This is a genomic window from Paraburkholderia fungorum, from assembly GCF_046027215.1.
Classification (GTDB): Bacteria; Pseudomonadota; Gammaproteobacteria; order Burkholderiales; family Burkholderiaceae; genus Paraburkholderia; species Paraburkholderia fungorum_D.
Window position 1 is genome coordinate 2,586,860 of record NZ_JAQQEN010000001.1, and the last position, 25,866, is coordinate 2,612,725.

Here is a 25,866-nt window from a genome sequence, read left to right on the forward strand (position 1 = left end):
CCTTCGGTGCGATGCAATACACCGGGTCAGACGTCGGCCCGGTGAACCAGCCGGGTCAACCTGAGAACCAAAGCGATGCCGGTAAACACGAGGCCCACCGCGCACACACCGGTCCAACCGGCCAGCGACCACGCCGCACCCGAAAACATCGCACCCAATGCACCGCCGACAAAAAACACCCCGACGAACAGTCCATTGAGCCTGCCGCGCGCGGCCGGATTCATCAGGTTGATCGCGCGTCGGCCTAGCGTCTGGTCCGTGACGACGCCGGCATCGAGAGCGGCCGCGCCCGCGACGAGCAACGCAATCGCCAGCACCGGATGGACACTCGCCGAAAAGCCGCCCCACCCCGCGCCCGCTGCGCCGATGGCCACGAGTGCGACGAGCATCGTCACGTGACCTGCGATCAGTGCCCGGCGACCCGCCCCGCTGTCACCCGCGCGACCGGCAAGCGGCGTCGCGATCGCACCCGCCGCGCCAGCGAGCGCAAACAGCGCGATGCCATTCATATCGAAGCTGAACGGCGGCTGTGCCAGGCGCAGACCGATCGCCGTCCAGAATGCGCTGAACGCACCCATCACCAGCCCAGCCGATACCGCATTGCGTTGCAGTACGGGCTCAGTTCGCAGCAAGGTCCACAACGAGCGCAACAGCGCCGGATAGCGCGTCGCGACAACCGGCCGGCGCACGGGCAGTTTCAGGTACAGCACCACGCCGAGTAGCGCGTCGATCAGCGCGGCGATGCCGTAGAAAGCACGCCAGCCGATCGCCCCCGCGACCACGCTCGCGGCCGGGCGCGACAACAGGATGCCGAGCATCAGACCGCTCATCACGTTGCCGACTGCCCGACCGCGGTGGCTTTCCGACGCCATTGAAGCCGCCATCGGCACCAGCATCTGGATCACGCTGGAGGCCGCACCGGCCAGAAACACAGCGAGGAAAAACACGCCGCGCGAATCGGTGAACATCGCGACGGCGAGAAAAAACGCGCAGCACGCCAGTGTGCGCACGATCAGACGACGGTTCTCCAGCAGGTCGCATAACGGCACCAGCAGCACGAGGCCGGCCGCATAGCCGAGCTGCGGCAACATCGCGACCAGGCCGGCGAACTCGGGCGCAAGGTGCAGACTGCGGCCGATCGCACCGGTCAGCGGTTGCGCGGCGAACAGATTCATCACGATCACGCCCACCGCGGTCGCGAAGAACACGGTGAGCAATGGGGTGAGTTTCTGTGGCGTATCGGCCGCTTCCGTTGTGACGGCGTTAACGGGACTTAGGGGACTGATGGGACTTTCGGCGGACGAATTCATCGAATGGGGCTCTCAAAAGAGGATCAGTGAGCAGGATCAGTGAGCCCATCCTAATGAAGCGCCTTATATGCGACAATTGAAATATGTTGATAATGATTATGCGAGTTCACTTTGAATACGCGCGATCTACAGGCGTTCGTTGCGGTCGTCGAAAGTGGTTCGATGGTGCGCGCCGCGGAGAGACTTCATCTCACGCAGCCCGGCCTCACGCGGCGCGTGCAGAACCTGGAAAGTACCCTGGGTGTCGAGTTGCTCGATCGCCTGAGCAAGCCGCTCAAACCGACCGCGGCGGGCAATGAGGTCTATGCGCTCGCGCGCACGGTGTTGCGCGCGGTCGACGATCTGCTGTCGGTTGCGTCGCCCGAAAGCGAGCCTGCCGGCGAGTTGAGAATCGGCATGCCGCCGTTTCTTGCCGAAGTGGCGCTGGAGAAGCCGGTCGATCTGCTGCGCAGTGTCTTTCCGCGACTGACGCTGCGTGTCACCGCGGGTTGGTCGCCAGGTCTCGTGCAGAGCGTGGAACGCGCGTCGCTTGATACGGCGATCGTGCTGATGCCAGCGAACTTCTCGCCGCCCCAGACGTTGCAGGCCACGCCCCTCGCCTTCCTGCCAACCGTGATCGTCGCGGCGCGCACGCTCGGTCTACCCGATGAACCGCTGAAGCTGGCGGATCTGGCGCAGCACGAGTGGATTCTGAATCAGGATGGCTGCGGGATGCGCTCGGCACTGAGGCAGGCGCTAGAAGCGGCGGGACTGCCGTTCAATGTCGCCGTGGAAGCGTTCGGGTCCGAGTTGCAGTTGTCGCTGGTGGCACGCGGCATCGGCATTGGCCTCGTCACGCCGGACATCCTGGAGCGCTCGGTGCATCGCTCAGCACTCCGGATCGTCGAGACCTCGGACTTTCGTAGCGGCATCGACGTGTGGTTCATTCATGGGGCGCTCCCCGGCCGGCTGATGCGGCCGGTCGATCTGTTGCGTCATTCGCTGATCGACGTGCTGGCCGAAAGCGGAATCGCCATGTACGGGGACTGCGTGGATCATGCGCCAACGCGGCGCCAGACATAGGCTGGCGCCGCGCTCAGGACACGCTCGCAGAATGCAGGTTTCCGCGCCCTTCGCCTCGCGCCGCTACGCGCTGGCCCGCTTCACCTGTGCACGCGATTGAAGCCACATGATCAGCGTTGCAAGCACAACCGGCAGCGTCGCAATCACCGTGAGCTGGTCAGCGGCGCCCCATTTGATGACCGCCGCGCCAAACGCGCCCGACAGCGAGATCGCCAGATACAACACCGACTGGTACAACGACGTGAGCAGCGAGAGCTTACCGTCCGGCGCACGAGAAATCAGTTGATGCTGCTGCGGCGTCGTCAGCGAAAAAGAGAACACGCCCGACAGTGCCACGGCAATCACCGCGAGCGGCAGCGAAGCGCGTAGCAGCGGCACAAGCAGAAATACCGCGGCCAGCCCCAGTGAACCGCCGATGATGACCGGCGGCGGCCCGAGACGATCCGAGAGACGCCCCGCCAGCAGATTGCCCACTGTTCCAGCCACACCGAACACGAGTAGCAGCATCCCCAGAATTTGCGGCTGTGAATGCGTCAGCGGTGCATAGACCACGCTGATGTACGTGTACGGAACATAGACACCGGTGAACACCACCAGCGTGCGCAGCAGATCGGTCAACACCCGATGATTGCGCAACGGCGAAAGACGCTCCGCCAGACTCGATCCGCCCGCTTCACGAAAATTCGGCAGACACCCGAAAATCACCGCGCCTGCGATCACGCCCAAAGCGGTAACCAGCCACATCGTCATGCGCCAGTCGAACCAGGCGCTGATCGCCGTGCCCAGCGGCGCACCCAGAATCAGCGAAGACGTGAGCCCCAGCATCACGCGCGCAATCGCACCACCACGATTCTTCGGACCGGCGAATGCTGCGGCTGTAGCACTCGCTGTCGCGGTAAATAGCCCCGCGCCCGCGGCGGCCATCACGCGGGACAGCAGCACGAGGGCGAAATTCGGCGCGACCGCGGTGATCGCGTTGCCCACCACGAACACGGATAGCGCGACGACGAGCGCCATCCGGCGCGACCATCCCGACGTCAGCGCGCCGAGAATCGGCGCGGCAATCGCATACGTGAGAGAAAAGACCGTAACGAGTTGGCCCGCCGACGCGGTGCTGACGTTCAGCGTCGACGCGATCGAGGGCAGCACGCCCGCGATAACAAACGCGTCCGTGCCGACGGCGAATGTGCCCAGCGCGAGCACCAGGGAATAGGTCCGCCAGTGCGGTGAAGGAAGGGTGACGCCAGTGTGCTCCATGTTTTCTCCGAAGTTGAAGTTGCGGCTCGCCGGCAGCGTATCGACGCGATACAGAATGCAGCGCGAGGCGCGTGACTACCGGCCGATTGGGGGATTTAGCGCGGTCGAGAACAGCATCACCGCCTCGCCTTTGATCGACACCCTGACCGGTTCGCCATCCTGAATATCGACTGTGACCTTGACGACACCGTCGCGGCGGAGTGCCCTGCCCTGATGGCCGTCGAATGTCAGTTTCACGCCGTCGTTCGGCATCAGCGCATGCCTGACGAGGTAAGCGCCGAGCGGACCGTTCGCATTACCCGTCACGGGATCTTCAGCGATGCCGATGGCGGGCGCGAACATCCGCCCATCTGTGCTGGCTGGCTCGCTACGCATCAGGAAAGGAAAGAAGCCGTTGCAGCCGATGGCCTCGCTGAGCGACACGAGCAGTGCGTGGTCGGGCACGATGGTGTCGAGCGCCACGCTCGCGCGTAGCGGCACCATCACCTTCGAGTGCCCGGTCGATACGATCTGAACCGGCTTCGTTTCGTCGATATCGTATTCGTCGATGCGCAATGCCTGTGCGATCAGGCGCCGCGTTTCCGAGTCGAACGGCTGGTCGAAACTGATCGGCCCTTGCTGCATGACGATCCGGTAGTCGTCGCCATCCGTTTCGACCGTTATCGTCTGCAGGCCCGCTCCAGTCTTTTGCGTGACGACGGTGTCGCCCAACGACATCGAGCGTGCCCGTGCGTAGTGAGCGGCAATCGTTGCGTGACCGCAGATCGGTACTTCAGTCACGGGGGTGAAGTACCGGATATAAACGTCATGGTCACTGCCGTGGGGAGACATCACAAACGCCGTCTCGGAGTGTTTCAGTTCGCGCGCGATGTCCTGCATCTGATTCGCGTCGAGCGAATCGGCATTGAGCACCACACCCGCCGGATTACCCCGAAACGCCGTTCGCGTGAAGGCATCGATATGAAATAGCTGCGGTTCGTTCATCCTTTTTTCCATCTCCTGATTGCGATCCATATGGCCTGTACTGCCTGGCCTTTTCCTGTCAGACGCTAGCGAGCCAGTCTCGCTTGCCGATGCTTGGCGAAATCCTCGCGATCCACCAGGCATTCGGCGATCTGCACCGCATTCAGCGCCGCACCTTTGCGGATGTTGTCCGCCACCACCCAGATCTGAAGGCCGTTCTCCACCGTGTGGTCGCGGCGAATCCGTGAGACGAACACGTCGTCGGTGCCCATGGCGTCGAGCGGCGTCGCATAGCCGCCGGCCACCCGTTCATCGACGACGCGTACGCCCGGCGCAGCCGACAGCAATTGCCGCGCGTCGGCCGCCGCGAGCGGCTGTTCCAGTTCGATGCTGATCGCCTCCGTATGGCACACGAAAGTCGACACGCGTGCGCACGTCGCGGCTACGGGAATCGGCGAGCCGAAGATCTTTTGCGTCTCCACTTCCATCTTCCATTCTTCGCGGGTCCGCCCGTCTTCCATAAACGTATCGATATGCGGCACGACGTTGAACGTGATCGGTTTGTCTTCGCCCGCATCGAGGGACGCCTTGGCATGTTTAACCAGCGAACGCACGTCGATTCCCGCCGGATCCCACGGCCCCGTGAGTCGCTCCAGCATGGCGCGGCCGCCGCCTGAAGCCGATTGATAGGTCGAGACGACAATCCGTTTGATACGCGCGGCGTCGTGCAGAGGTTTCAGCGCCACCACCAGTTGAATCGTCGAGCAGTTCGCCACCGGCAGGATTTTTTTCCGGGTCCATCCAGCGAGTTGCTCCGCGTTCACTTCCGGCACGACGAGCGGCGCGTCAGGGTCCATGCGGAAAGCCGAGCTATTGTCGATCACCACGCAACCTGCTGATGCCGCGAGCGGACTGATCGCTTTGGAGTTTGCCGATCCGGTCGAGAGAAGCAATAGATCGAACTCGCTGAAATCGGCGTTCGCCATGTCGCGCACCGGATAGCGCTCGCCATTGAACTGCACGTGTTTTCCAGTCGAAGCGCTGGATGCCAGCGGCGTAAATTTCGCAACCGGAAAATGACGCTGTTCCAGCACCTTGATCATTTCGCCGCCGACATTGCCGGTGGCACCCCCTACCGCGACGCGATACATTCCGCACTCCTCCACTCAAAATAGACGCATAAAAAAAGGGCTCACGGTGCGATTCGCCGCGCCCCGTGTATGCGTATGATTGTGGCTTTACATCTCATCGTCAGCTATGCGCTCGATAGCTGATCACCTGTACGTATGGCGCACAGATCGATTCCTTCCCTGCCTCCTCTTGAATGCCTCGTCGCTGCATTGACCGCCGCGCGCTGCGGCTCCTTTACTGCCGCCGCGGAAGAGTTGAATGTCAGTCACGCGGCGATCAGCCGACGCGTAGCGGGCGCCGAAGCATGGGCCGCGGTGGCGCTGTTCGAGCGCGTCGGCCGCGGTGTGCGGCTGACGCCCGATGGACAGCGCGTGCTTGGCCGCATCGAACATGCGTTCGCGATCATCGACGAAACGGCGGACCTGTGGCGCAAACCCAAACGACGCTCGCTGGTGATTGCAACCACGTCATCGTTTGCACAAGTCTGGCTGTTGCCGCGTCTCGCGCTGCTGGAACGCGCCGTGGCGCCATTGCGTATCGAAGTGGTGACCGGTCAACAGAACGTCAATCTCGCTACCCAGGAGGCGGACATTGCAATCCGCTACGGTCGAGGCGGCTGGCAGACCCATTACGAAAAGCCGCTATTCGAACAGGAGGCGTTGGTGCCGGTCGTGTCACGCCACCATTTTTCCGAGGTTGAACGGAAGCAGGCGACCGGCAACCTGGCGCAGTTGCCGCTTCTTCATAACGGGGATACCGCGGGATGGCGCGCGTGGTTCAACGCGCATCAACTCCACTTCCGGAATAAGGCAGCCGACCGAATTTACGGCGACTATGTTTTGACCTTGACTGCCGCGGCGGAAGGTCTCGGCGTGGCGCTGCTGAGCAAGCCGACTGGCGCGCCGCAAGCGCTGCAAGACCAGCTGGTTGAACTGGCGATTCCATGCGCCGCTTCCGCGCTTGCTTATCACGTTCTCGCGGATGCTTCGGCGAGCGACGCCGCCGTGGTCGCCTGTATCGCTGCGCTGCACGAACTGGCTTCACAGTAGCGGCAGCATGCGGACCGGCGTCCGCATACACGACGCACGGCTAGAGATCGGCGATCTGCGCGATGCCGTTGCCGAACGACCAGTCCCCGCAACAATAGCGGCGGCATTCGGCTTGACCGGCCCGGAGGATCCCTGCTGGACAGCTGCAACACCCGTCGCGCGCATCTGAGGCAATGCTCCGCCCCACACCTTCAGCTATCGACTGACACGCCCTCGCGCTTCAGCGCGCGCTGCACCGCCGGCCGTTCCAGCAGCCGCACGCTCGCCGCCGTCCACGCCGGATAGTTGTTGCGCATGTCAATGCCGATGCGATTCCCCCAGCGATAAAGCACGAACAGGAACGGTTCGACGATCGTGTAGCCGTACGGCACGGCCCACAAACGGCCAGCGGCAAAATGACTTTCGATGATCCCGAAGCTATCGATTACCGTGCGCCGGCCTGTCGCGCGTATCCCGTCGTAGTGCGCAGGTTCCGCGCTGAAGCGCATCGGTCGCCAGATCCCGCCAAAGCCCACGCCGTGAACCCAGTCGGCAAGCCACGCGAGCCATTCGTGGCAGCGCGCTTCATCGATTGGATTGGCCGCTGGCAACAGTCCGCCTTCGGGATGCCGGCTCGCGAGGTACGTCAGGATCGCGGGCAACTCGGTGAGCACGCGGTCTTCGCCGGGAACGCCAAGCGCCGGCACGCGCGCCTTGGGGTTGATCGCGAGATAGGACGCGCGTTGCGTCGCGCCTTCCGTTACTGCGGTGCGTTCAAGTTCGAAATCGACGCCCAGTTCATTGAGCACGATATGCGCGGCTAGCGAGCAGGCGCCGGGGGAATAGAAAAGTCGATAGGTCATGGCGGCAGTTTATTGAGCGCTCATACCGGAGACAAACGATCATTTGTGAGGATCGGGCATTAGTGATATTAATGCTGGCACCATGCTATCTGCCCGCATTCCCCCTCTGCAGACACTGCGCGCCTTCGAGGCGGCAGTGCGACTGCGCAGCTTTACGCATGCCGCCGACGAACTCGCATTGACGCAAGGCGCAGTCAGCCAGCACGTCAGGGCACTGGAGGCCCGTCTCGGCGAAAAGTTGTTTGTGCGCGAACACATGGGCGTCACGCCCACACCTCGTGCCCATGCGCTGGCCTTGCAGGTCCGGCAAGGGTTGACGGTGCTCGTGCGTGCGTTCGGTGCGCCAGCGGTTCAACGGCCGCGTGGGCGCACGGCGGCCGCACCGCCGGTGCGGCTCGCCGTGAGCGTGTTGCCCTCATTTGCGACACGCTGGCTGAATCCCCGCTTGCAGCGATTTCACGCGGCACATCCGGAAGTCGAAGTGGAAGTTCGGCCGTCGGCATCGCTCGCGCGGCTCGACGGTCGCGATCGTATCGACGTCGCGTTGAGATACGGGCCGGGGCAATGGCCCGGCTTGCAGAGCGAGAAGTTGATGGACGAAGAAATCTTTCCCGTGGTGAGCCCGGACTACCGCAGCGGCAAGCTGCCGCGCCGGCCCAGCGAACTGGCGCGTTGTACGCTGCTCAGGCACAGATCGCAGCCGTGGGAGCCCTGGTTTCAGGCGGCAAGACTCGAAATGACGGAGCCCGTTACCGGTCCGCTTTTCGAAGACGCGGGCCAGGTGCTCGACGCCGCGGCCAGAGGAGAAGGGATTGCGCTGGCACGCCGCTCGCTGGCCAATGGCGAGCTGGCGGCGGGGAAACTGGTGCGCCTATGGAAAGCGAGCATCATCGACGTTCACGCGCATTTCGTAGTCTGGCGCCCGGACAACGCGAAGGTCGATGCCATCGACATTTTCCGGCGCTGGCTACGTAGCGAAGTTGATTTCGACTGAAGGCTGAGTCGTGGTCGCTAAGCGGCCTCACGCTGCGTGTCGTGCAATCGGTCGGGAATGAACAGCGCGGTGACACCGCTCAGAAAGAACACCGCACCGACTACCAGGAAGCCGATACCGATCGAAAACTGCGTGGCCAGGTAACCGATCACGATGGGCGCCGCGCCTGAGCAGAAGCGACCGAGGTTATACGAACCGCCCACGGCAGTGCCACGCACGGACGTAGCGAAACTCTCCGACATGAAGGTGCCGATCGTACCCAGCGGCACACCGTACATGAAGCCGAACAGAAGCATGAGATAGACGATGTTCTCGCGCGTGTGGAAGAAGATGATCAGCGGCAGAAAGAGCGCCGCGCCCACGCAGCCGAGGACATACACACCGCGCCGGCTCCAGCGATCGCCCAGCCATCCGGCGACGATCTTGCCGACGAACGCGACCACGTACGTGCCAATCATGTACCCGGCCATCGTGCTGAACTTGACGTGCAGTTCCTTTTCCAGGTAAGTCGGCAACCAGTTGTTCAAACCATAGAACCCGGAAAGGACGAATACCGAAGCGAGGGTCCACAGGATAAACAGGGTTCGCGATTGCCGGTTGCTGAAGATCAGGTAATAGCGATTCTCGGCACGTCCACGAGGGTTCGCGCGCGCAGCGGTGCGGCTCGCGAGCCAGCTCGCCGGCTCCGGCACGGCGAATTTGATGACCAGTGCCAATAGCACCGGCAGCGCCGACACGTAGTACAGCATGCGCCAGCCGTAGTGCGGCAAAATCCAGTTACTCAGGCCGATAACGACGATATAGCCGGCCGAAATACCGGTTTGCAGCGCACCGAGAATCAGCGAGCGCCGTTGCGTGGGCACGTATTCGGCAACGAGCGTGGTGACGAGCACCATGGAGCCGATCCCCAGCGAACTGATGAATCGCACAACCGCGAATTCCAGAAAGCCATGAGTGACCCCAAGCAGTCCGGCGCCAAGCGAAAACAGCGCCAGCGCCCACGCCACCACTCGCACCCGGCCCACGCGATCGCTCGCCCATCCGCCGATAATCCCGCCAATGGCCATGCCAAGCAGCGTCAGACTCCCCAACGCCCCCGATTCCACATTGGTCAGCCCGAATTCGTCCTTGATGCGCGTGAGCGTCAGGCCGTACATCATGACGTCCGCGCCATCGGCCATGAGCGCAAGATAGCCGAGAGCGAAGACAAGCAGCTAGGAGCCCTGGGCTTCGACGGCCTGGGTCACCGTGGAGGGTGTGGTAACGCGATTGGTCGTGCTCATGTCAGCGATCCGTGAACTCACCAGCGACTATCGTATTCCGCTTGACGAGTGCGGCGGCAAGAAAAGAACCGATCAGCAGGCCCATTGCTTCATGCCTCGCCGTATACCACCCTTCCCGATGCGTCAGGTTCATCGTGCCCACGCAGACTCCGTCGTAGGCGATCGGGATGTTCAATATCGAGCCGAGACCCAGGTTGGTCATCACGGCGTGATCGTCGAACGCGCCCTGGATACCTTGCATCGTTTCTGCGCGAAACGGCCTGAGGTCCAGCAGCACCTGGCTGGCCCACGCGGTGCCGTCTTTCTGCTTGCGTCCGCCCACCGGATAGACGGCCGGCATGTTGGTGTACACGCGCTCCACCTCGCGACGCGGCGCATCGTAGGACATGATCGTGAACAGGCCAAAGCCGATTGTCCGTTCCGCCACGGCATGAACTGCGCGAAAAATGCCCATGGGCTGATCTTTCTGCCGCAGCGCCATGGCCAGACGCTCCAGGTCCGGAATATCAAGCGCTTGCGCGGCCGGCGTCTCAGACGCGATCTCATTGTCTTGCATGGTCTTGATGGAAAGGTGAGAAGTCACGACGTTCAGCCGTTCATTTCGGTGGATTTGAGCGGACCTCGCACGCCCTGCGCCGGTTCGAGACCGCTTTCCTCGATGTCTTCGAGCGAGCGGTTGCGGGTCTCGATACCGAGGAAGGCGACCACACAGGCGCCGATCAGCAACACCGTCGTGGTCATGGCGAAGACGCCCAGAAAGCCGAGCGTGGGATAGACCAGACCGACCAGAATGGGCGCGCTCACCGAGCCAATGCGGCCAAATGACGAAGACGATCCGGTACCGGTTGCGCGCACCGCCGTCGGAAAGACCTCAGGGGTGTACGCATACACGCCCGCGAACGCGCCGTTCATGAAGAACGACAGGCAGATGCCCGCGGCCATGATTTGCAGGCCGGTGTGAGAAAACGCAAGCGTGATCGCCGCCACCCCACCGAGCAACATGTAAGACGCCACCACGGCTTTCCGGCCGATCCGTTCATTGAGCCACGCCGCCGAGAAATAACCCGGAATCTGCGCGCCATAGATCGCGATGGAATAACCAAAGCTTTTCGTCATGGTGAGCCCTTCCTTGAGGAGCAGGCTCGGAATCCACGAGAAGAACGAGTAGTACGCGAATGCAACCGAGAACCACATCAACCAGCTGACGGCGGTTGTGCGCGCGAGGCGCGGCGACCACAACGCCAGCACGTTCTGCACCGCACTGCTCCTGACGGGCGCCGCTGTGGCAATCGGGCCCAGCGACGCGACAGGTGCCAGCGCGATGCCCCGCTCCGTGAACCATGACTCGATCGCGCTGACGATACGGTTCGCTTCAACCGTGCGGCCCTGGCTTTCCAGCCAGCGTGGCGATTCGGGCAGCGTCCGCCGCCACCACAACAGCATGACGACGGGCAATGAAGTCGCCACCGCCATGTAGCGCCAGCCGTCAGCAAAATTTCTCACCACGGTGAAGCCGATGATCGATGAACCCAGATAGCCGAACGACATGAAACCGACCAGTGCGCCGCAAAAGATGCCTCGATAACGTCGCGGTACGAATTCGGCAAGAAACGGCGCGATCACCACGGTCTCCGCACCGGAGCCAAAGCCCGCCACGATACGTAACGCAAAAAACGTGTGCCAGTCGGTGGCGGTGGCGCTCGCGAGCGACGCCACGCAGTAGATCGCCAGCGCGCTCATCATGATGCGGCGACGCCCGATCACATCCGCCAGTACGCCTGACAGGAAAGCCCCGAAGAAGTAGCCGATATAGGTACTGCTCGCGACGAGACCCGTTTCGGCGCTCGTGAGATGCCATAGCTTGCTGACGACCGGCAGCAGAAAGGCGAGCGACGATGAATCGAGTCCGTCGAACATGTAACCCAGCCCGCCGATGAGCAGGAGTTTCCGATGGAAGCCCGACAAAGGCAGTCTTTCAAGACGGACGGCGACAGCAGACACGGCATGTTCTCCCTGACGGAAATGGATCTGATCTCGGGGATGCGAAAGCTATCGCCCAATAGCGTACGCCTGCATCTGGCGCGGTGTGGCCGCGCCGCGCATCAGTCCGCCCCTGATCCCGACGGCGCAGACCCGGCCCAATGCCCAAGGCTCGGCCACCGTCAGGTCATGGCCGCGCGCGCGCAACTCGGTAAGCGTGTGCTCGGGAAAGCGTGACTCGGCGGACATCTTGCCCAGTTGCATGGAGCGCGGGTAGAACGAGCCGGGAAAGTGAGCGGTCTGGAATGAAGGTGCATCCGCGGCGGCCTGGAAATTCATGCCGGCGTGCACGTGCCTGAGAAACAGCTGGAGTGACCACTGGTCCTGCTGATCGCCGCCGGGCGTGCCGAACGCCGCATAGGGCTGGTCGTCTCGCGTAACCAGCGTAGGCGAGAGCGTGGTTCGCGGACGACGCCCCGGACCGAGCGACGATGGCAGCCCCTCTTCCATCCAGAACATCTGCGCACGCGTGGTCACGTTGAAGCCGAGACCGGGCACGGCCGGTGAGGCTTGCAGCCAGCCACCCGAGGGTGTCGCCGAGACCATGTTGCCCCAGCGATCGACGACATCGAGATGCACCGTGTCGCCGCGCAGTTCCGGCAGCGGCGCGAAGGTCGGCTCGCCCTGGCCGAAACCACCCGACTGCTGTTTCCCGGCATTGGCAAGAATGAGCGCGGCGCGCTGCTCGCTGTCGCCCAGTGTGCCTGGACGGAATTCGAACGACGCGCGATGGGAATCGATGAGCCGGCGACGCTCGTCGTTGTAGGCGTCGCTCAGCAGCACTTCCATGGGTACATGCGCAAACTGCGGGTCGCCGTAAAACACCTCGCGATCGGCGAACGCGAGCTTCGAACATTCGATGACCGTGTGGACGAAATCCGGTCCCATCGGGTCCATCGCATTGAGATCGAAACCCTTGAGGAGCGCGAGTTGCTGCAGGAACATCGGCCCCTGGCCCCATGGGCCGGTCTTGTGGACACGGAAGCCCTGATAGTCGTACGAGACCGGATCTTCATAAGACGGCTCCCAACGCGCGAGATCGTCGGCATTGAGCAAACCATGGTTGCGCTGGCCGGAGGTGTCGAGAACGGCTGTTGAACGGAAATAACTGTCAATCGCGTCGGCCACGAAGCCGCGGTAAAAAACCTTGCGGGCGAGCTCGCATTGCTCGGCACGATCGCTGCGGGTCGTCGCCTCTTCGAGAATGCGCCTATACGTCTGCGCGATCGCCGGATTGGCAAACAGCTGGTTGGGTATTGGGGCATCGCCGTTGCGCAACCATTGCGCGGCCGACGTGGGCCACTCAGTCTGGAAGAAGTCCTTGATGGCGAGGATCGACGACGTCATGCGCGGCAGCACCGGATAGCCGTTTTCCGCATAGCCGATCGCGTAGCTCAATACGTCCTCGAGCGGCAGCTGGCCATAGTCGCGCAGCATGGCCATCCACGCGCCAAACGCGCCGGGCACGACTGCCGGCAACAGACCGGTACCCGGCACGACCTCCAGCCCTAACTCGCGCATGCGGGCGATCGTCATGGAGGCAGGCGTCACGCCCTGCCCGCACAGTACACGTACGCGTTTTTCGCGGGCACTGTAGAACACCACCGGCAGTTCGCCACCCGGACCATTCAGATGCGGTTCAACGATCTGCAGGACAAAACCTGCTGCCGCTGCCGCGTCGAATGCGTTGCCGCCTTTCTCGAGAACGGCCATCGCCGACGCGCTGGCCAGCCAGTGCGTCGAGGCCACCATGCCGAATGTGCCAATCAGTTCCGGGCGGGTTGTGAACGACATGCGCAGCTCCTTTTGCGACGATCCGCGATCGATGTTTAAGCGTGTACCAATACGAATTGGTACAGAACAAATAAGATACGAGAGTAAGGCTAACAGCGCTGGGTTGCACCCAGTGTTAACCCGCTTTTTCACTGATTTTAGTGGATAAAAAATGTCCCGTCGATTGCGCTTCAATCAGTCTGATTCTGTTATCTTTGAACCAATTTAAATTGGTTCAGCAATCGGAAATGGAAAAAACGCTGCTCGACAGGCTGCTGGAATACATCGCCGAGCGTCAGCTCAAAGACGGCGACGCACTGCCGCCCGAAAGAAAGCTCGCCGAAGACCTTCTGGTCACCCGCAGGGATCTACGCGCGGCGCTGGCCTCGCTGGAAGCGGCGGGCCGCGTCTGGCGCGGGGTCGGGCGCGGCACCTATCTGGGTGCGCGGCCGCTGAAGTTCGCCCCGACCCTGCGTGGACTTCGCGCGGGAGCCAGTCCGGCGGACATCGCGGAAATGCGACTGCTTTTCGAGCCGGCGCTGGCCGCGCTTGCCGCGACGAAAGCGAGCGGGGACGATTTGCTGGAACTCGAAAAATGCGCCCGGAAGAACGCCGCCGCAAAAAATGACGAGGAGTGGCAGCAATGGGATCATCGCTTTCATCTGCTGATCGGCCAGGCCACGCGCAATCCCGCGCTCATTGCGCTGATGGAAGTGATCAACGGCATGCGGGTCAAACCGGACGTGCGCGAGAAAACTGCCGCGCAGGAGACCCGGCGCTACTTCGCGCAGCAACACCAGGATATTGTCAGCGCCATGAAAGCTCGTGACGCCGAATCAGCGGCACGATCGATGCGCGAGCATCTGTTGAGCGTTCAGTGGCGTACCTCCACCGGGCGAGACGAGGTCGCCGGGCGCGGCGAGTGACAGACCCGCAGCGGCCGCGCTATACCCCGCGCTTAGGCCATCCGTCGAACGAACAGCGTCATCGCCAGCAAATCGGCGCAACCGCCGGGGCTCAGTCTGCGCGCGACAAACGCCTGATGCATCGCGATCACGCTGGCGCGCCAGGCCGGTTGACCGACTCCGCCGCGCTTGAGAAATCCGCTGGCCTGCTCGCGCGCGAACGTCAATGCGTCGGCACCGCCGCGATACAGCAGGTTGGTATCGTCCACCGTCGCGATCAGCCTCATCAGCGCATGAACGCGTGCGGCTTGCGCATCGCCTGGCCGCAACGATTCGCCTTCCAGCAGCGCGGGCAACGCGCACCGGTAGATGGCCGGAAAGCCGCTCGCGGCCTGTTTGCGCGCCCCGCCCAGGTTGAAACGACGGCACACGAGCGCACCGTGACTATCTCCCGTACCCGTGCCCCCGACGATGCCGTCCGCCCACTCCCGCGCGACGATTGCGCCGAGCGTGCCGGCTGGCTCGAACACCTCGCGAAACCCGGCGGCGGCACACAACAGCCCCATGCCGAAGATCGCTCCACGATGCGCGTTGATTCCCTCTGTGGCGGCCATCATGGCCCGCTCGGCGGCGAGTCCGATGGTGCGCAACTCAGGCATGCGCGCCCCGTTTGCGCCGGCGTGCATTAGCTGGCTGAAATACGGCGCCAGAGAGGCGGCGCTGCGATACATCAACGCGGCATTCATGTCGTCGTGGGCGCCGTTGTCGACGTGACTGACCAGCCCCGGCTTGGGATAGGTCATCACCTCCAGCTTCAGGCACATACTCGCGACGCGCCCGATTGTAGCGGCGTCGATAGCGTCGCCCGTGGCAACCGGCACGGCTGTATGGACGCTATGCGGCGCGCTCATGGAAACACCTCGTCACCTGTTCTCGTTAGTCTGCCGGGAGCGGGCCGCCGGCCTGAAGGCTGCGGCCCTGCTCCCTGTCGTGCTGCGTGCTGCGTGCTGCTTGTTACGTGCTGCTTGTTACGTGCTGCGTGTTGCGTGCTGCGTGCTGCGTGCTGCGCCGCTATGGGACACCCGGATGCATAACCACCGGTTGCGGCCAGTGATACGCACGCGTCTTGCGACGCGCGCCGCGCCTTAAACCGCCAACGAGCGCATTACAGCTGGGCGTGCTTCGCTGCGTCTTCGATTACCGCAGCCACTTCCTTCGGGCGCGATTCGTAGACCGAATGACTGGCACCCGCCAGCACGGTGGTGTGGCTATGGGCGCGTTGGTAATAGAAGCGTTCGAGATCCGGGTTGATGATCTTGTCGTCACCGGCCACGATGCCCCAGCTCGGCTTGGTGGTCCACGCGGCAACCGTCATCGGCTGCGAGAAGACCTTTGCTGCGGTGAGAATCTGCGATTGCGCTTCGAACTGGGCCTGCTTGAGCGGCAGATCAGCTGCGAAGTCTTTCGGGAAATCCGCCGGATTCAGATACGTGTAACCGTCGTCGGTCTTATTGATAGCGCCCGCCTGTTGCGACGTGTAGCTGGGCATCTTCTTGCCCAGATCGGACTCGTCTTCGCCCACGGCCGGCGCATGCGCGGCCACGTAGACGAGACCCGCCACCTTCGGATCGGCGCCGGCTTCGGTGATGATCGAGCCGCCGTAGCCGTGCGCCACCAGAATCGTCGAGCCATCCTGCAGGTCGATTACGCGCTTCGCGGCGGCGACGTCGTCATCGAGCGAGGTCAGCGGCTCCTGCACCATCGTGACGTGGTAGCCGTCTTTGGTCAGGATGTTGTAGACCGGCTTCCAGCCCGAGCCGTCCACCCATGCCCCATGCACCAGAACAATGTTCCTGATCGGCTTGGTGGCGGGTTGCGCGTCCTGCGCCATGGCGCCGGTGGAAGCGAACAGGCAAGCAGTAAGAGAAAGGACAGATGCCGCGGCAGACAAAATTTTCATGATGAGATTCCGTAAATAAAGAACGAAACAGGCAGTTGAAATAAGCGGGTGAAATAAGCAGCCAAAATTCAAAAAGTAGCTGGCTTGATCCGACGGCTACGCCGAGCTATGCGATGCACTCGTCTATCAAGCCGTCTACTTCTGCAACGGGACGGACGGAGATCCTGCGAACGGGACGGCACATGACGCAGGGTCCGTCTCACCTCACCTATCTGCCGAAGTACGGATTGCAGAAGCTCACCGGGCCGACGCAGTTGTTCGGCGTCTTCGTGTGCATCGCCGTGCGCATGGCCGAGCCCGCTGCCGAGCCACCGTTCTGCGCGACGCCGCCGACAGCCTGGTTTGTCAGCTGCCGATCGTCCTGCGCGGCGACTTTGGCTTCAGCTGCCTGAATGTCCGACGGGTAGTTGATGTCGTTGGCGATCGGCACGTAACCGGCCTTCTCGACACGCACCAGGTCGGCACGGACTTCTGCACGGGTGACCGGCGCGTTCGACTGGGCGAAGCTGAGAACCGGGGCGCCAAGGGTCGCAACGGCGAGAGCGATACCAACCATGATTTTCGACATGATTAAGACTCCTTCATTAGGTTAATTGAGCTGTGCGGTATAAACCGCCTGCCAACAGGGTGAGACACCGTCCGCTCGAAGATGCTTTCCGGCGACCACAGATGCAGTCTGCTCCCCGGGTGATTTCACGACTCCGACGCGATGATTACAAAGTTGTTATCTCCGAACATCGGCGTGACGGCGTGTCAGCTGGCCGGCCGACGTGCCGTCGATCTGAAGATAACAAAATGGTAATGTGCCGGACTCCGCCCCGTAAGCCCCGCCCCTTCACACTCCTGACTCACGAAGCACGCGCCCTTGCGCCGTCAGCGGCGACCGTCAAGCGCGCTTCCATCTGCCTTCTTTTCAGGATTCCGCCATGTGGATTGTCAGGCTCGCGCTGCAGCGCCCCTATACATTCGTGGTCCTCGCGATACTCGTTTTTATCGTCGGTCCGCTCGCGATACTGCGCACGCCGACGGATATCTTTCCGAACATCGATATCCCGGTGGTGAGCATTGTCTGGACGTATAACGGCTTTTCCGCGCAGGACATGGCCAACCGCATCACGTCGAATTACGAACGCGCGCTGACCTCCGACGTCGAAGACATCGAACATATCGAGTCGCAATCGCTGAACGGCGTCTCGGTGGTGAAGGTCTATTTCCACCCGGGCGCGGATATCAATCGCGCGATCGCCGAGGCGGCGTCCAATTCCGCGTCGATCCTGCGCGTGCTGCCGCCCGGCACATTGCCGCCAAACATCATTACGTACAGTGCATCGACGGTGCCGATCCTGCAGCTCGGACTCTCCAGCGACACACTGTCCGAACAGCAACTCTACGATCTCGGCAACAGCGCCATCCGCACGCAACTGGCAACGGTACAGGGCGCTGCCGTGCCGCTGCCGTTCGGCGGCAAGGTGCGGCAGATCATGGTCGACATCGATCCGCGCGCGCTCCAGGCAAAGGGTCTCGCGCCGCTCGACGTGGTCAATGCCGTGAATGCCCAGAACCTGATTTTGCCGGGCGGCACGGCCAAGATCGGGACACGCGAATACAACGTGCAGATGAACGGCAGCACCGACACCGTCGCCGCGCTCAACAACCTGCCGATCAAAACGATCAACGGCGGCGTGGTGTATGTGCGCGACGTCGCCCATGTGCGCGACGGCTACGCGCCGCAAACCAACATCGTGCGGAGCAACGGCAAGCGCGCTGCGCTGCTGACCATCGAGAAATCCGGCAGTACGTCGACGCTCACCATCATCGAGCAGGTTAAGGCCATGCTGCCGCATATCGCGGCCGGTTTGCCGAGCGCGCTGCACATTACCGCGCTATCCGACCAGTCGGTGTTCGTGAAGTCAGCGGTGCTGGGCGTGGCGCGCGAGGCGCTGATCGCCGCGGCCCTGACCGCCCTGATGATCCTGCTGTTTCTTGGCAGTTGGCGCGCCACGCTGATCATTGCGGTCTCCATCCCGCTCGCGGTGCTCACTTCGATCATCGCGCTGTCCGCGCTCGGCCAGACCATCAACATCATGACGCTCGGCGGCCTTGCGCTCGCCGTGGGCATTCTCGTCGACGACGCCACCGTCGCGATCGAGAACATCGCCCATCATCTGGAGAGCGGCGAGCCGCTGCACGATGCGATCCTGAACGGATCGGGAGAAATCGCGGTGCCGACCTTCGTCTCGACGCTGTCGATCTGCATTGTGTTCGTGCCGATGTTCCTGCTCTCCGGCGTTGCACGCTATCTGTTCGTGCCGCTTGCCGAGGCGGTGGTGTTCGCGATGATCGCCTCGTACTTCTTTTCGCGCACGCTGGTGCCGACGCTTGCGATGGTCCTGATGCGCGCGCGCGGTGCAGTCCCGCTCACCGGAAGCGGACCGATTGCGCGCCTGATCCGTTTTCAGGCTGCCTTCGAGCATCGCTTCGAGCGGCTGCGTGAACGGTATCGCGGCGTGTTGGGCGCGGCGATCGCCAGTCCGCGCCGTTTCATCGCGATCTTCCTGGTGGTGTGTCTCGGCTCGCTCGCGCTGGTGCCGTTTGCCGGCCGCGACTTTTTCCCTGCTGTGGATACCGGCGAAATCCGTCTGCATCTGCGTGCGCCGACCGGTACGCGGATCGAAGATACCGCACGCATCACCGATCAGGTCGAAGCACGAGTGCGCAGTGTGATTCCGAAGCCGTACCTGGCGGCGCTGCTGGACAACATCGGCGTGCCGGTGAGCGGGATCAATCTGACCTACGATTCGTCGGACCCGATCGGCCCGGAAGACGCCGACGTGATGATCACGCTCGCAGCCGGGCACCCGCCCACCGCCGCCTATGTCGCGACGCTGCGCACGATGCTCGCCAGAGACTTCCCCGGCGTGACGTTCGCCTTCCTGCCCGCCGACATCGTCAGCCAGATTCTCAACTTCGGCCTGCCCGCGCCGATCGATATCCAGATCGTCGGCAACAAGCTCGACGCCAACCGCCTCGTCGCGAACCGCCTGCTCGCGCAATTGCGCGGCGTGCGCGGTCTGGTCGATGCACGCATCCAGCAACCCGGCGACGCGCCTGCGATCAACGTCGACGTCGACCGTACGCGCGCCATTCAGGCCGGGCTGTTGCAACGCGACGTGTCGCAGAACCTGCTGATCGCGCTCTCCGGCAGTTCGCAGACGGCACCGAATTTCTGGCTCGACCCGCACAACGGCGTCAGCTATCCGCTGATGGCGATGATGCCTCAGTACGACGTCGACTCGTTGCAGGCGCTCGCCAACATTCCGGTCGCACCGACCCGTGGCGCGGGGGGCGGCATGATGGCGACAGCGGCCTCGGCGAACGCGGATGGCCCCGCCCCGCAAAATCTGCTTGGCGCGTTGAGCACGCTGACGCGCGGCACCCAGCAGGCCGTCGTATCGCACTACAACGTCCAGCCGGTGCTCGATATTTTCGCCTCCGTGCAGGGACGCGACCTCGGCGGCGTGGCAGCCGACGTGACCCGGCTGGTGGAGCAGATCCGGCCGCAATTGCCGCCGGGGGCGTCGATCGTCATGCGTGGCCAGGTGCAGGCAATGCACGATTCGTTCAGCGGTCTTGCCAGCGGCCTCGTGTTCGCGATCGCCCTCGTGTACCTGCTGATGGTCGTCAATTTCCAGTCGTGGCTCGATCCTTTCATCATCATCAGCGGCTTGCCGGGTTCGCTCGCGGGGATCGCGTGGATGCTGTTCAGCACCGGCACTCCGCTGAGCGTGCCGGCGCTGACCGGCGCGATCCTGTGCATCGGCATTGCCACGGCCAACAGCATTCTCGTGATCAACACCGCGCGCGAGTTCCACCATGGCGGCCAGCCGCCACTGCAAGCGGCCCTCGAAGCCGGTTTTAGCCGCCTCCGTCCGGTTCTGATGACGGCCCTCGCCATGCTGATCGGCATGCTGCCGATGGCGCTCGGTCTCGGCGACGGCGGCGAACAGAATGCGCCGCTCGGCCGCGCGGTGATCGGCGGTCTCGCGCTCGGCACGCTCTCGACCCTGCTGTTCGTCCCGGTCGTCTACGGGATGGTTCATGCGTGGCTCGACTCACGTCGCGCGGCGCGAACCGACACGCTAGACACCGCCCGCATCCATTGATTCCGACGAGATATTCCTCATGAACGATTCTTCGATTCCGCCCGAACGTGGCCCGCGACACGAGCGGTCCGCCGAAGCCGATCAGGCCACCCGGGCCGCCCACACAACGAACGAGGGGCACGGCCCACGAGCCGGCGACGCGGTCACCGAACGGAAACCGCGCGGCCGCCTGTTGCCACTCGCCTTGACCGGACTGGCCGTGGTGCTGCTGATCGTCGGCATCGTGCCGCGCCTGCATGCGAGCACAGCGCTGACGCAGCAAACGCGAGCGCAAAGCGTGCTGAGCGTGTCGGTCATTACGCCGCGTGCGGCGCCGGCGGCCCAGCAACTGCTGCTGCCGGGGGCGGTAACGCCGTTCGCCGAGGCATCGATCTACGCCCGCACGAGCGGCTACCTCGCGCACTGGAACGCCGACATCGGCGCCCACGTCAAGCGCGCCCAGATACTCGCCACGATCGAAGCCCCCGATCTCAATGACCAGTTGCGCCAGGCCCGCGCGGACCAGGCCACCGCGCAGGCCAACTACGACTTCGCGAAGACCACCGCGCAGCGCTGGCAGGAGATGCTGAAAACCCAGGCGGTCGCGCAGCAGGACGCCGATACGAAAGTGAGCGACAGCGAAGCGCGCCGCGCGATGCTGGCGTCGGCGCAGGCCAATGTCGCGCGCCTCGCTGAGCTGGTTTCGTACGAGAAGATCACCGCGCCGTTCGACGGCGTGATCACCGCGCGCAACGTAGACGTCGGCGCGCTGGTGACGGCGGGCGGCACGCCCGGAACCGCGGGCATGTCCGGCGAGCTGTTTCATATCCAGCAGACCGCCGTGCTGCGCGTGTTTGTCGACGTGCCGCAAAACGACGCAGCCTACGTAACGCCGGACACTTCCGTCTATCTGACGGCCCAGCAGTATCCCGGCCGCCAGATTCCCGCGCGGGTGGCGCGCAGCACCGGCTCGATCGATCCGTCGAGCCGCACGCTGCGCGTCGAGGTCGACGTCGACAACCAGGACGGCGCGCTGATGCCCGGCGCTTACGCGCAGGTGCACCTGCAGTTGCGGTCGAACTCGCCGGCACTCGATCTGCCGGTCAGCGCCCTGCTGTTTCGCCCGGACGGCGTGACCGTCGCCGTGGTGGACGGCAGCGGTAAGGCGGTGCTCAAGACCGTGCATATCGGACGCGATTTCGGCACGCATGTGGAAATCACCACGGGCCTCGCCGCCACTGACCGCGTGATCGACAACCCGGGCGATTCGTTGAGCGCCGGTCAGGCGGTCCGCATCGCGCCGGCAACCCATGCTTGAGCGCCCATCACCGGGAGGATTTGCGATGTTCCTCGAGGCTTTACCACTGCGGCTGTCGCGCCGCTCGCCGCGGGTTTCACTACTGGCCTCGCTCGTGGTGCCGCTCAGCGGCGTGCTGTTGAGCGCCTGTTCGACCCTGCCGCCTTATCAACGCCCCACCGCCGAAACACCGGCATGGTACGCGGGTGCGGCATCCGCCTGGGCGCCGGCCACGCCGATGGATGCGATGCCGCGCGGCCCGTGGTGGACCATCTTCGACGATGCGGTGCTGAACCAGCTCGAAGCGCGTGTCGACATCTCGAATCAGACCGTGCGCAAGGCGGTTGCGCAGTTGCAGCAGGCTCGTTCGATGGTGGACTACCAGCGCGCCGGCTTTCTTCCCACGATTACTGCCGGGCTTGCTCAAGATCGCTTCCGGACCTCGCAGAACGTAGTGGACCGGTCGCTCGCGGGCAAGACCGTGCCCGACTATTCGGGCGGGGTGTCGGCGAGCTGGGAGCCCGATCTGTTTGGCCGGGTGCGCGATACCGTGACCGGCGCGCAAGCCGATGCCCAGGCGAGCGAAGCGGACCTTGAAGCCGTACGTCTGTCGGTCAACGCGGACCTGGCCGTCGACTATTTCACCTTGCGCTCGCTCGACACCCAGAAGACCCTGCTCGACGACAGCGTGAGCGCCTACGCCGCTGCATTGAAGCTGTTGCAGCAACAGCTAAAAAGCGGCGCGATCGATGCCTCCGCCGTCGCCCAGGCCACGACCCAACTCGAAGCTACGCGCACGCAAGACACCGACATCGACGTGACGCGAGCGCAGATGCAGCATGCGATTGCGACCCTGATCGGCGAGCCGGCCTCGACTTTCGCGCTGCCGCCGAATGGTACGGCGGCGGCAGCGCCGGCGATTCCGGTCGGCGTGCCGTCGCAATTGCTGGAACGACGGCCGGACATTGCCGCGGCCGAGCGGCGGGTGGCGTCGGCGAACGCGCAGATCGGCGTGGCGCGTGCCGCTTTCTTCCCCGATCTCGTGTTGTCAGCGAGCGCTGGTCTGGAGAGCACCTTCTTCACGCCGTGGCTCACCGCGCCGAGTCTGTTCTGGTCGCTCGGGCCACAACTGGCCGGCACGCTATTCGACGGCGGCAAGCGCACGGCCGCCCTGCATGGCGCAACGGCCCAGTACAACGGCGCGGTGGCCGATTATCGTCAGACGGTGCTGGTGGCCTTGCAACAGGTCGAAGACAACCTGTCCGCCTTGCATTCGCTCGCCGGCGAAGCGGACAGCCAGCAGCGCGCGACCCAGGCGGCCGCTCTTTCGCTGCGGCTCACGACGGACCGCTTCAACGCGGGCGCGGTCAGCTACCTTGACGTAGTGACCGCACAGACCATCGCGTTGACGAACCAGCGCAGCGCCGATCAAATCGCCGCGCGTCAGCTGGTGTCGAGCGTGTTGCTGTTGAAGGCCCTGGGTGGCAGTTGGCATGCTCAGGCAGGCGCGCAGGCTGGCGCTCAGGCAGCCGCTCAGGCAGGCACGCAGGCAGCCAGCCAGGCCGCCGCTAAACCCGCAAAAACGTGAGAATGAAGCGCGTGCCGTGCGCGTCGCTTTCGGCATGTACCGAGCCGCCGTGCAATTCCATGATCGTACGCACGATGGCGAGCCCAAGTCCGGCCGAGCCCGTGGAAGCCTGCGACAGCCCCGACGACGGCAGCGAACTGCGCGACGGATCGATGCGATAGAAACGCTGGAAGATGGGCTCAAGATGCTCCGCGGCGATCGGCAGCCCCTCGTTCGTTACGCTCACACGCACCTCGTTTTCGGATGCGCTCGAGTCGAGCACGATCTCTCCGCCATGCGGCGTATAGCGGATCGCATTGGCTAGCAGATTGCTGACGGCGCGGCGAAACAGTTCGAGATCCGCTGTCAGCGTCGCCGCGCCGGTCACGCGCAAGCGCACGTGCGCTTCGTCGGCAATGCCTTCGAAGTATTCGGCAATGCGCATCAACTCCTCGCCAGCGGCGAATTCGTGCATGTGTTTGACGAACTGAGGATGCTCCGCGCGGGCGAGAAACAGCACGTTTTCGATCATCCTCGACAAGCGGTCGCATTCCTCCACATTCGAGGCGAGCAGCACCTGGTATTCATCCACCGAGCGCGGCCGGGCGAGGGCCACTTCGGCGGCGCCGCGCATGTTGCCAAGCGGTGTGCGCATGTCGTGCGCGAGATCGGCGGTGAAGCGCGACAAGCGTTGAAAGCCATGATCGACCCGTTCGAGCATCGCATTCAACGCGGCCACCAGCGTCTCCAGTTCGCTGGGCACGCGCGCCACTTCGATGCGCGTATTGAGGCGGTTCACCGTGACGAGACCCGCGCTCGCGGCGATATCGCGCAGCGGCCGCATGGCCGCACGAATCAGCAGATAACTGAGCAGCATCGCGAGAATCAGGCCGCCCGCACCAGCCAGCTCGAGCTTGCTGCGGTAACGGTCCAGCAAAAGCGTACGGTCGGTCATGTTGCGCGCGATCAGCACGTGGACCACTTCGCCATCGCGCAACTGAACCTCAGCGAGAATGCCGCGGATCGGTGCGCCGTGACGGCCGGTCCAGTCGCCGATCGACGTTTCCGTGATGCGCGCCGAGTTGGCAACGCGGGTGAGCGGCGGCAATGCGGCGAGGGTCGCCGCGCCGCCGGTGTCGCTTGCGGTGCTGTCCGCCTGAGCGGCACTCGCGGCGCTGGGCGGGGGCGTCATGCCGACAGCGCCGAGCTCGCTGGACGTATCGGACGTATCGGACGTATCGGTCGTATCGGTCGTATTCGCCCCCGCTGTCCCGTCGGTCTCGTCGGCCGCGGCGAAAGCGTCCGCCGCATTATGTCCGATCAGGCGGCTGCCATCCGGACCGAAGACCTCCATCGACAGCGCCTGATTGCCGAGCACGATGCTGGTCACGCGTACCTTGTACGCGCGAAAGTCCTCCGGCGAATTGAGTTCCTGAGCGAGTCGCCGGGCGTGGCGCGCGGCGAGCACGACGTCGAGATCGGCCTGCGCCCCGGTCTGCTTCTCCAACGCGAAATACAGATAACTGCCGACAATGACGAACACCGCGAGCGTGGTGCCGCCGAAAGCTAGCGCGAGTGTGGCTGCGAGCGAGCGGCCGCGCATCAACTCGCGTCCTTCAGTTCGAGTACGTAGCCGACGCCACGCACGGTGTGGATCAGTTTGACGGGGAAGTTATCGTCGATCTTGGTGCGCAGCCGACGAATCGCGACTTCGACGACATTCGTATCGCTGTCGAAGTTCATGTCCCACACATAGGATGCGATCTGCGTGCGGCTCAACACTTCGCCCTCGCGGCGCGCCAGCAGCTGCAGCAGCGAGAATTCGCGCGGTGTCAGATCGATGCGCGCGCCGCCACGCTTCACGCGCCGGCGGTTCACGTCCATTTCCAGATCGCCGACCTTGATCAGCTCGCTTTCGCGCGGCGGCCCCCGGCGTGCCAGCGTACGCACGCGCGCCAGCAACTCGACGAAAGCGAAGGGCTTGACCAGGTAATCGTCCGCGCCGAGTTCGAGACCGCGCACGCGATCATCGACGTCGTCGCGTGCGGTGAGGAACAACACCGGCGTGGTACGCGTGTTGCGTAAAGTCTTGACGAGGGTCCAGCCGTCCATGCCGGGCAGCATCACATCGAGCACGATGACGTCGTATTCTTCTTCCTGCGCGAGCAATAAGCCTTGGGGGCCGTCGTTCGCGATGTCGACCGCGTAGCCGGATTCTTCAAGGCCTTTCTTCAGATAGGCGGCTGTTTTCAGCTCGTCCTCGATCACCAGGATTCGCATGGATGGCTCCG

21 protein-coding genes are annotated in these 25,866 nt (G+C 63.6%); 7 read left to right on the top strand and 14 right to left on the bottom strand.

The window, feature by feature from the left end; translation table 11 throughout:
• Window positions 1–26 precede the first annotated feature (26 nt).
• A complete protein-coding gene (locus PQR27_RS11500) occupies window positions 27–1,310 on the bottom strand; it encodes an MFS transporter (RefSeq protein ID WP_408523773.1) in 1,284 nt (427 codons plus the stop codon).
• A 111-nt stretch (window positions 1,311–1,421) separates the two neighbouring features.
• Here PQR27_RS11500 and PQR27_RS11505 point away from each other — a divergent pair, with 111 nt between their 5' ends.
• Window positions 1,422–2,372 carry a LysR family transcriptional regulator gene (locus PQR27_RS11505; protein ID WP_408523774.1) on the top strand — a complete coding sequence of 317 codons (951 nt, stop codon included), beginning with the start codon at window positions 1,422–1,424 and terminating at the stop codon, window positions 2,370–2,372.
• A 63-nt stretch (window positions 2,373–2,435) separates the two neighbouring features.
• On the opposite strand, the gene PQR27_RS11510 is transcribed toward PQR27_RS11505, so the two are convergent.
• From PQR27_RS11510 to PQR27_RS11520, 3 genes are all read right to left on the bottom strand, one after another.
• Complete coding sequence (locus PQR27_RS11510; protein ID WP_408523775.1) at window positions 2,436–3,629, bottom strand: MFS transporter; 1,194 nt, start codon at window positions 3,627–3,629, stop codon at window positions 2,436–2,438.
• Between the two features lie 75 nt (window positions 3,630–3,704).
• The gene (locus PQR27_RS11515) at window positions 3,705–4,613 is read right to left on the bottom strand and encodes a PhzF family isomerase (RefSeq protein WP_408523776.1); all 909 of its coding nucleotides are present in this window, start codon (window positions 4,611–4,613) and stop codon (window positions 3,705–3,707) included.
• Window positions 4,614–4,678: 65 nt separating this feature from the next.
• Window positions 4,679–5,743, bottom strand: a complete 1,065-nt coding sequence (locus tag PQR27_RS11520; RefSeq protein WP_408523777.1) for an aspartate-semialdehyde dehydrogenase — start codon at window positions 5,741–5,743, stop codon at window positions 4,679–4,681.
• 135 nt (window positions 5,744–5,878) lie between these two features.
• Between PQR27_RS11520 and PQR27_RS11525 the strand changes: the two genes are divergently transcribed.
• Window positions 5,879–6,772 carry a LysR substrate-binding domain-containing protein gene (locus tag PQR27_RS11525; RefSeq protein ID WP_408523778.1) on the top strand — a complete coding sequence of 298 codons (894 nt, stop codon included), beginning with the start codon at window positions 5,879–5,881 and terminating at the stop codon, window positions 6,770–6,772.
• Between the two features lie 191 nt (window positions 6,773–6,963).
• On the opposite strand, the gene PQR27_RS11530 is transcribed toward PQR27_RS11525, so the two are convergent.
• Window positions 6,964–7,614, bottom strand: a complete 651-nt coding sequence (locus PQR27_RS11530; RefSeq protein ID WP_408523779.1) for a glutathione S-transferase N-terminal domain-containing protein — start codon at window positions 7,612–7,614, stop codon at window positions 6,964–6,966.
• A gap of 82 nt (window positions 7,615–7,696) precedes the next feature.
• Here PQR27_RS11530 and PQR27_RS11535 point away from each other — a divergent pair, with 82 nt between their 5' ends.
• Entirely contained in the window at window positions 7,697–8,608 is a 912-nt protein-coding gene (locus tag PQR27_RS11535) for a LysR substrate-binding domain-containing protein (RefSeq protein ID WP_408523780.1), read from the top strand.
• Between the two features lie 17 nt (window positions 8,609–8,625).
• Here the strand turns inward: PQR27_RS11535 and PQR27_RS11540 are convergent, their stop codons facing one another.
• From PQR27_RS11540 to PQR27_RS11555, 4 genes are all read right to left on the bottom strand, one after another.
• Window positions 8,626–9,822 (bottom strand): MFS transporter, encoded by a 1,197-nt coding sequence (locus PQR27_RS11540; RefSeq protein WP_408525468.1) that lies wholly within the window; start codon window positions 9,820–9,822, stop codon window positions 8,626–8,628.
• Window positions 9,823–9,892: 70 nt separating this feature from the next.
• On the bottom strand, window positions 9,893–10,447 hold the full coding sequence (locus tag PQR27_RS11545; protein ID WP_408525469.1) for a GAF domain-containing protein: 555 nt from the start codon (window positions 10,445–10,447) through the stop codon (window positions 9,893–9,895).
• A gap of 32 nt (window positions 10,448–10,479) precedes the next feature.
• A complete protein-coding gene (locus PQR27_RS11550; RefSeq protein ID WP_408523781.1) occupies window positions 10,480–11,892 on the bottom strand; it encodes an MFS transporter in 1,413 nt (470 codons plus the stop codon).
• 48 nt (window positions 11,893–11,940) lie between these two features.
• Window positions 11,941–13,725: a gamma-glutamyltransferase family protein gene (locus PQR27_RS11555; RefSeq protein WP_408523782.1), complete on the bottom strand. Its 1,785-nt coding sequence runs from the start codon at window positions 13,723–13,725 to the stop codon at window positions 11,941–11,943.
• 227 nt (window positions 13,726–13,952) lie between these two features.
• On the opposite strand from PQR27_RS11555, the gene PQR27_RS11560 reads away from it, so the two are divergent.
• Entirely contained in the window at window positions 13,953–14,630 is a 678-nt protein-coding gene (locus PQR27_RS11560; protein WP_408523783.1) for a FadR/GntR family transcriptional regulator, read from the top strand.
• Window positions 14,631–14,662: 32 nt separating this feature from the next.
• Here the strand turns inward: PQR27_RS11560 and mdcB are convergent, their stop codons facing one another.
• From mdcB to PQR27_RS11575, 3 genes are all read right to left on the bottom strand, one after another.
• Window positions 14,663–15,520, bottom strand: a complete 858-nt coding sequence (gene mdcB, locus PQR27_RS11565; RefSeq protein WP_408523784.1) for a triphosphoribosyl-dephospho-CoA synthase MdcB — start codon at window positions 15,518–15,520, stop codon at window positions 14,663–14,665.
• A 254-nt stretch (window positions 15,521–15,774) separates the two neighbouring features.
• Complete coding sequence (locus PQR27_RS11570; protein WP_408523785.1) at window positions 15,775–16,569, bottom strand: alpha/beta hydrolase; 795 nt, start codon at window positions 16,567–16,569, stop codon at window positions 15,775–15,777.
• Between the two features lie 208 nt (window positions 16,570–16,777).
• The gene (locus tag PQR27_RS11575; protein ID WP_408523786.1) at window positions 16,778–17,137 is read right to left on the bottom strand and encodes a DUF4148 domain-containing protein; all 360 of its coding nucleotides are present in this window, start codon (window positions 17,135–17,137) and stop codon (window positions 16,778–16,780) included.
• Window positions 17,138–17,495: 358 nt separating this feature from the next.
• Between PQR27_RS11575 and PQR27_RS11580 the strand changes: the two genes are divergently transcribed.
• From PQR27_RS11580 to PQR27_RS11590, 3 genes are read left to right on the top strand one after another with little or no spacing between them, the layout of a single operon-like run.
• On the top strand, window positions 17,496–20,732 hold the full coding sequence (locus tag PQR27_RS11580; protein WP_408523787.1) for an efflux RND transporter permease subunit: 3,237 nt from the start codon (window positions 17,496–17,498) through the stop codon (window positions 20,730–20,732).
• A gap of 19 nt (window positions 20,733–20,751) precedes the next feature.
• Window positions 20,752–22,029: an efflux RND transporter periplasmic adaptor subunit gene (locus PQR27_RS11585; protein ID WP_408523788.1), complete on the top strand. Its 1,278-nt coding sequence runs from the start codon at window positions 20,752–20,754 to the stop codon at window positions 22,027–22,029.
• Between the two features lie 25 nt (window positions 22,030–22,054).
• Entirely contained in the window at window positions 22,055–23,596 is a 1,542-nt protein-coding gene (locus PQR27_RS11590; RefSeq protein WP_408523789.1) for an efflux transporter outer membrane subunit, read from the top strand.
• On the opposite strand, the gene PQR27_RS11595 is transcribed toward PQR27_RS11590, so the two are convergent.
• Complete coding sequence (locus PQR27_RS11595) at window positions 23,577–25,178, bottom strand: heavy metal sensor histidine kinase (RefSeq protein WP_408523790.1); 1,602 nt, start codon at window positions 25,176–25,178, stop codon at window positions 23,577–23,579. The two genes, PQR27_RS11590 and PQR27_RS11595, sit on opposite strands and share 20 nt — an antisense overlap.
• Entirely contained in the window at window positions 25,178–25,855 is a 678-nt protein-coding gene (locus PQR27_RS11600) for a heavy metal response regulator transcription factor (RefSeq protein WP_408523791.1), read from the bottom strand. The genes PQR27_RS11595 and PQR27_RS11600 overlap by 1 nt, the downstream gene beginning before the upstream one ends.
• Between the last annotated feature and the right edge of the window lie 11 nt (window positions 25,856–25,866).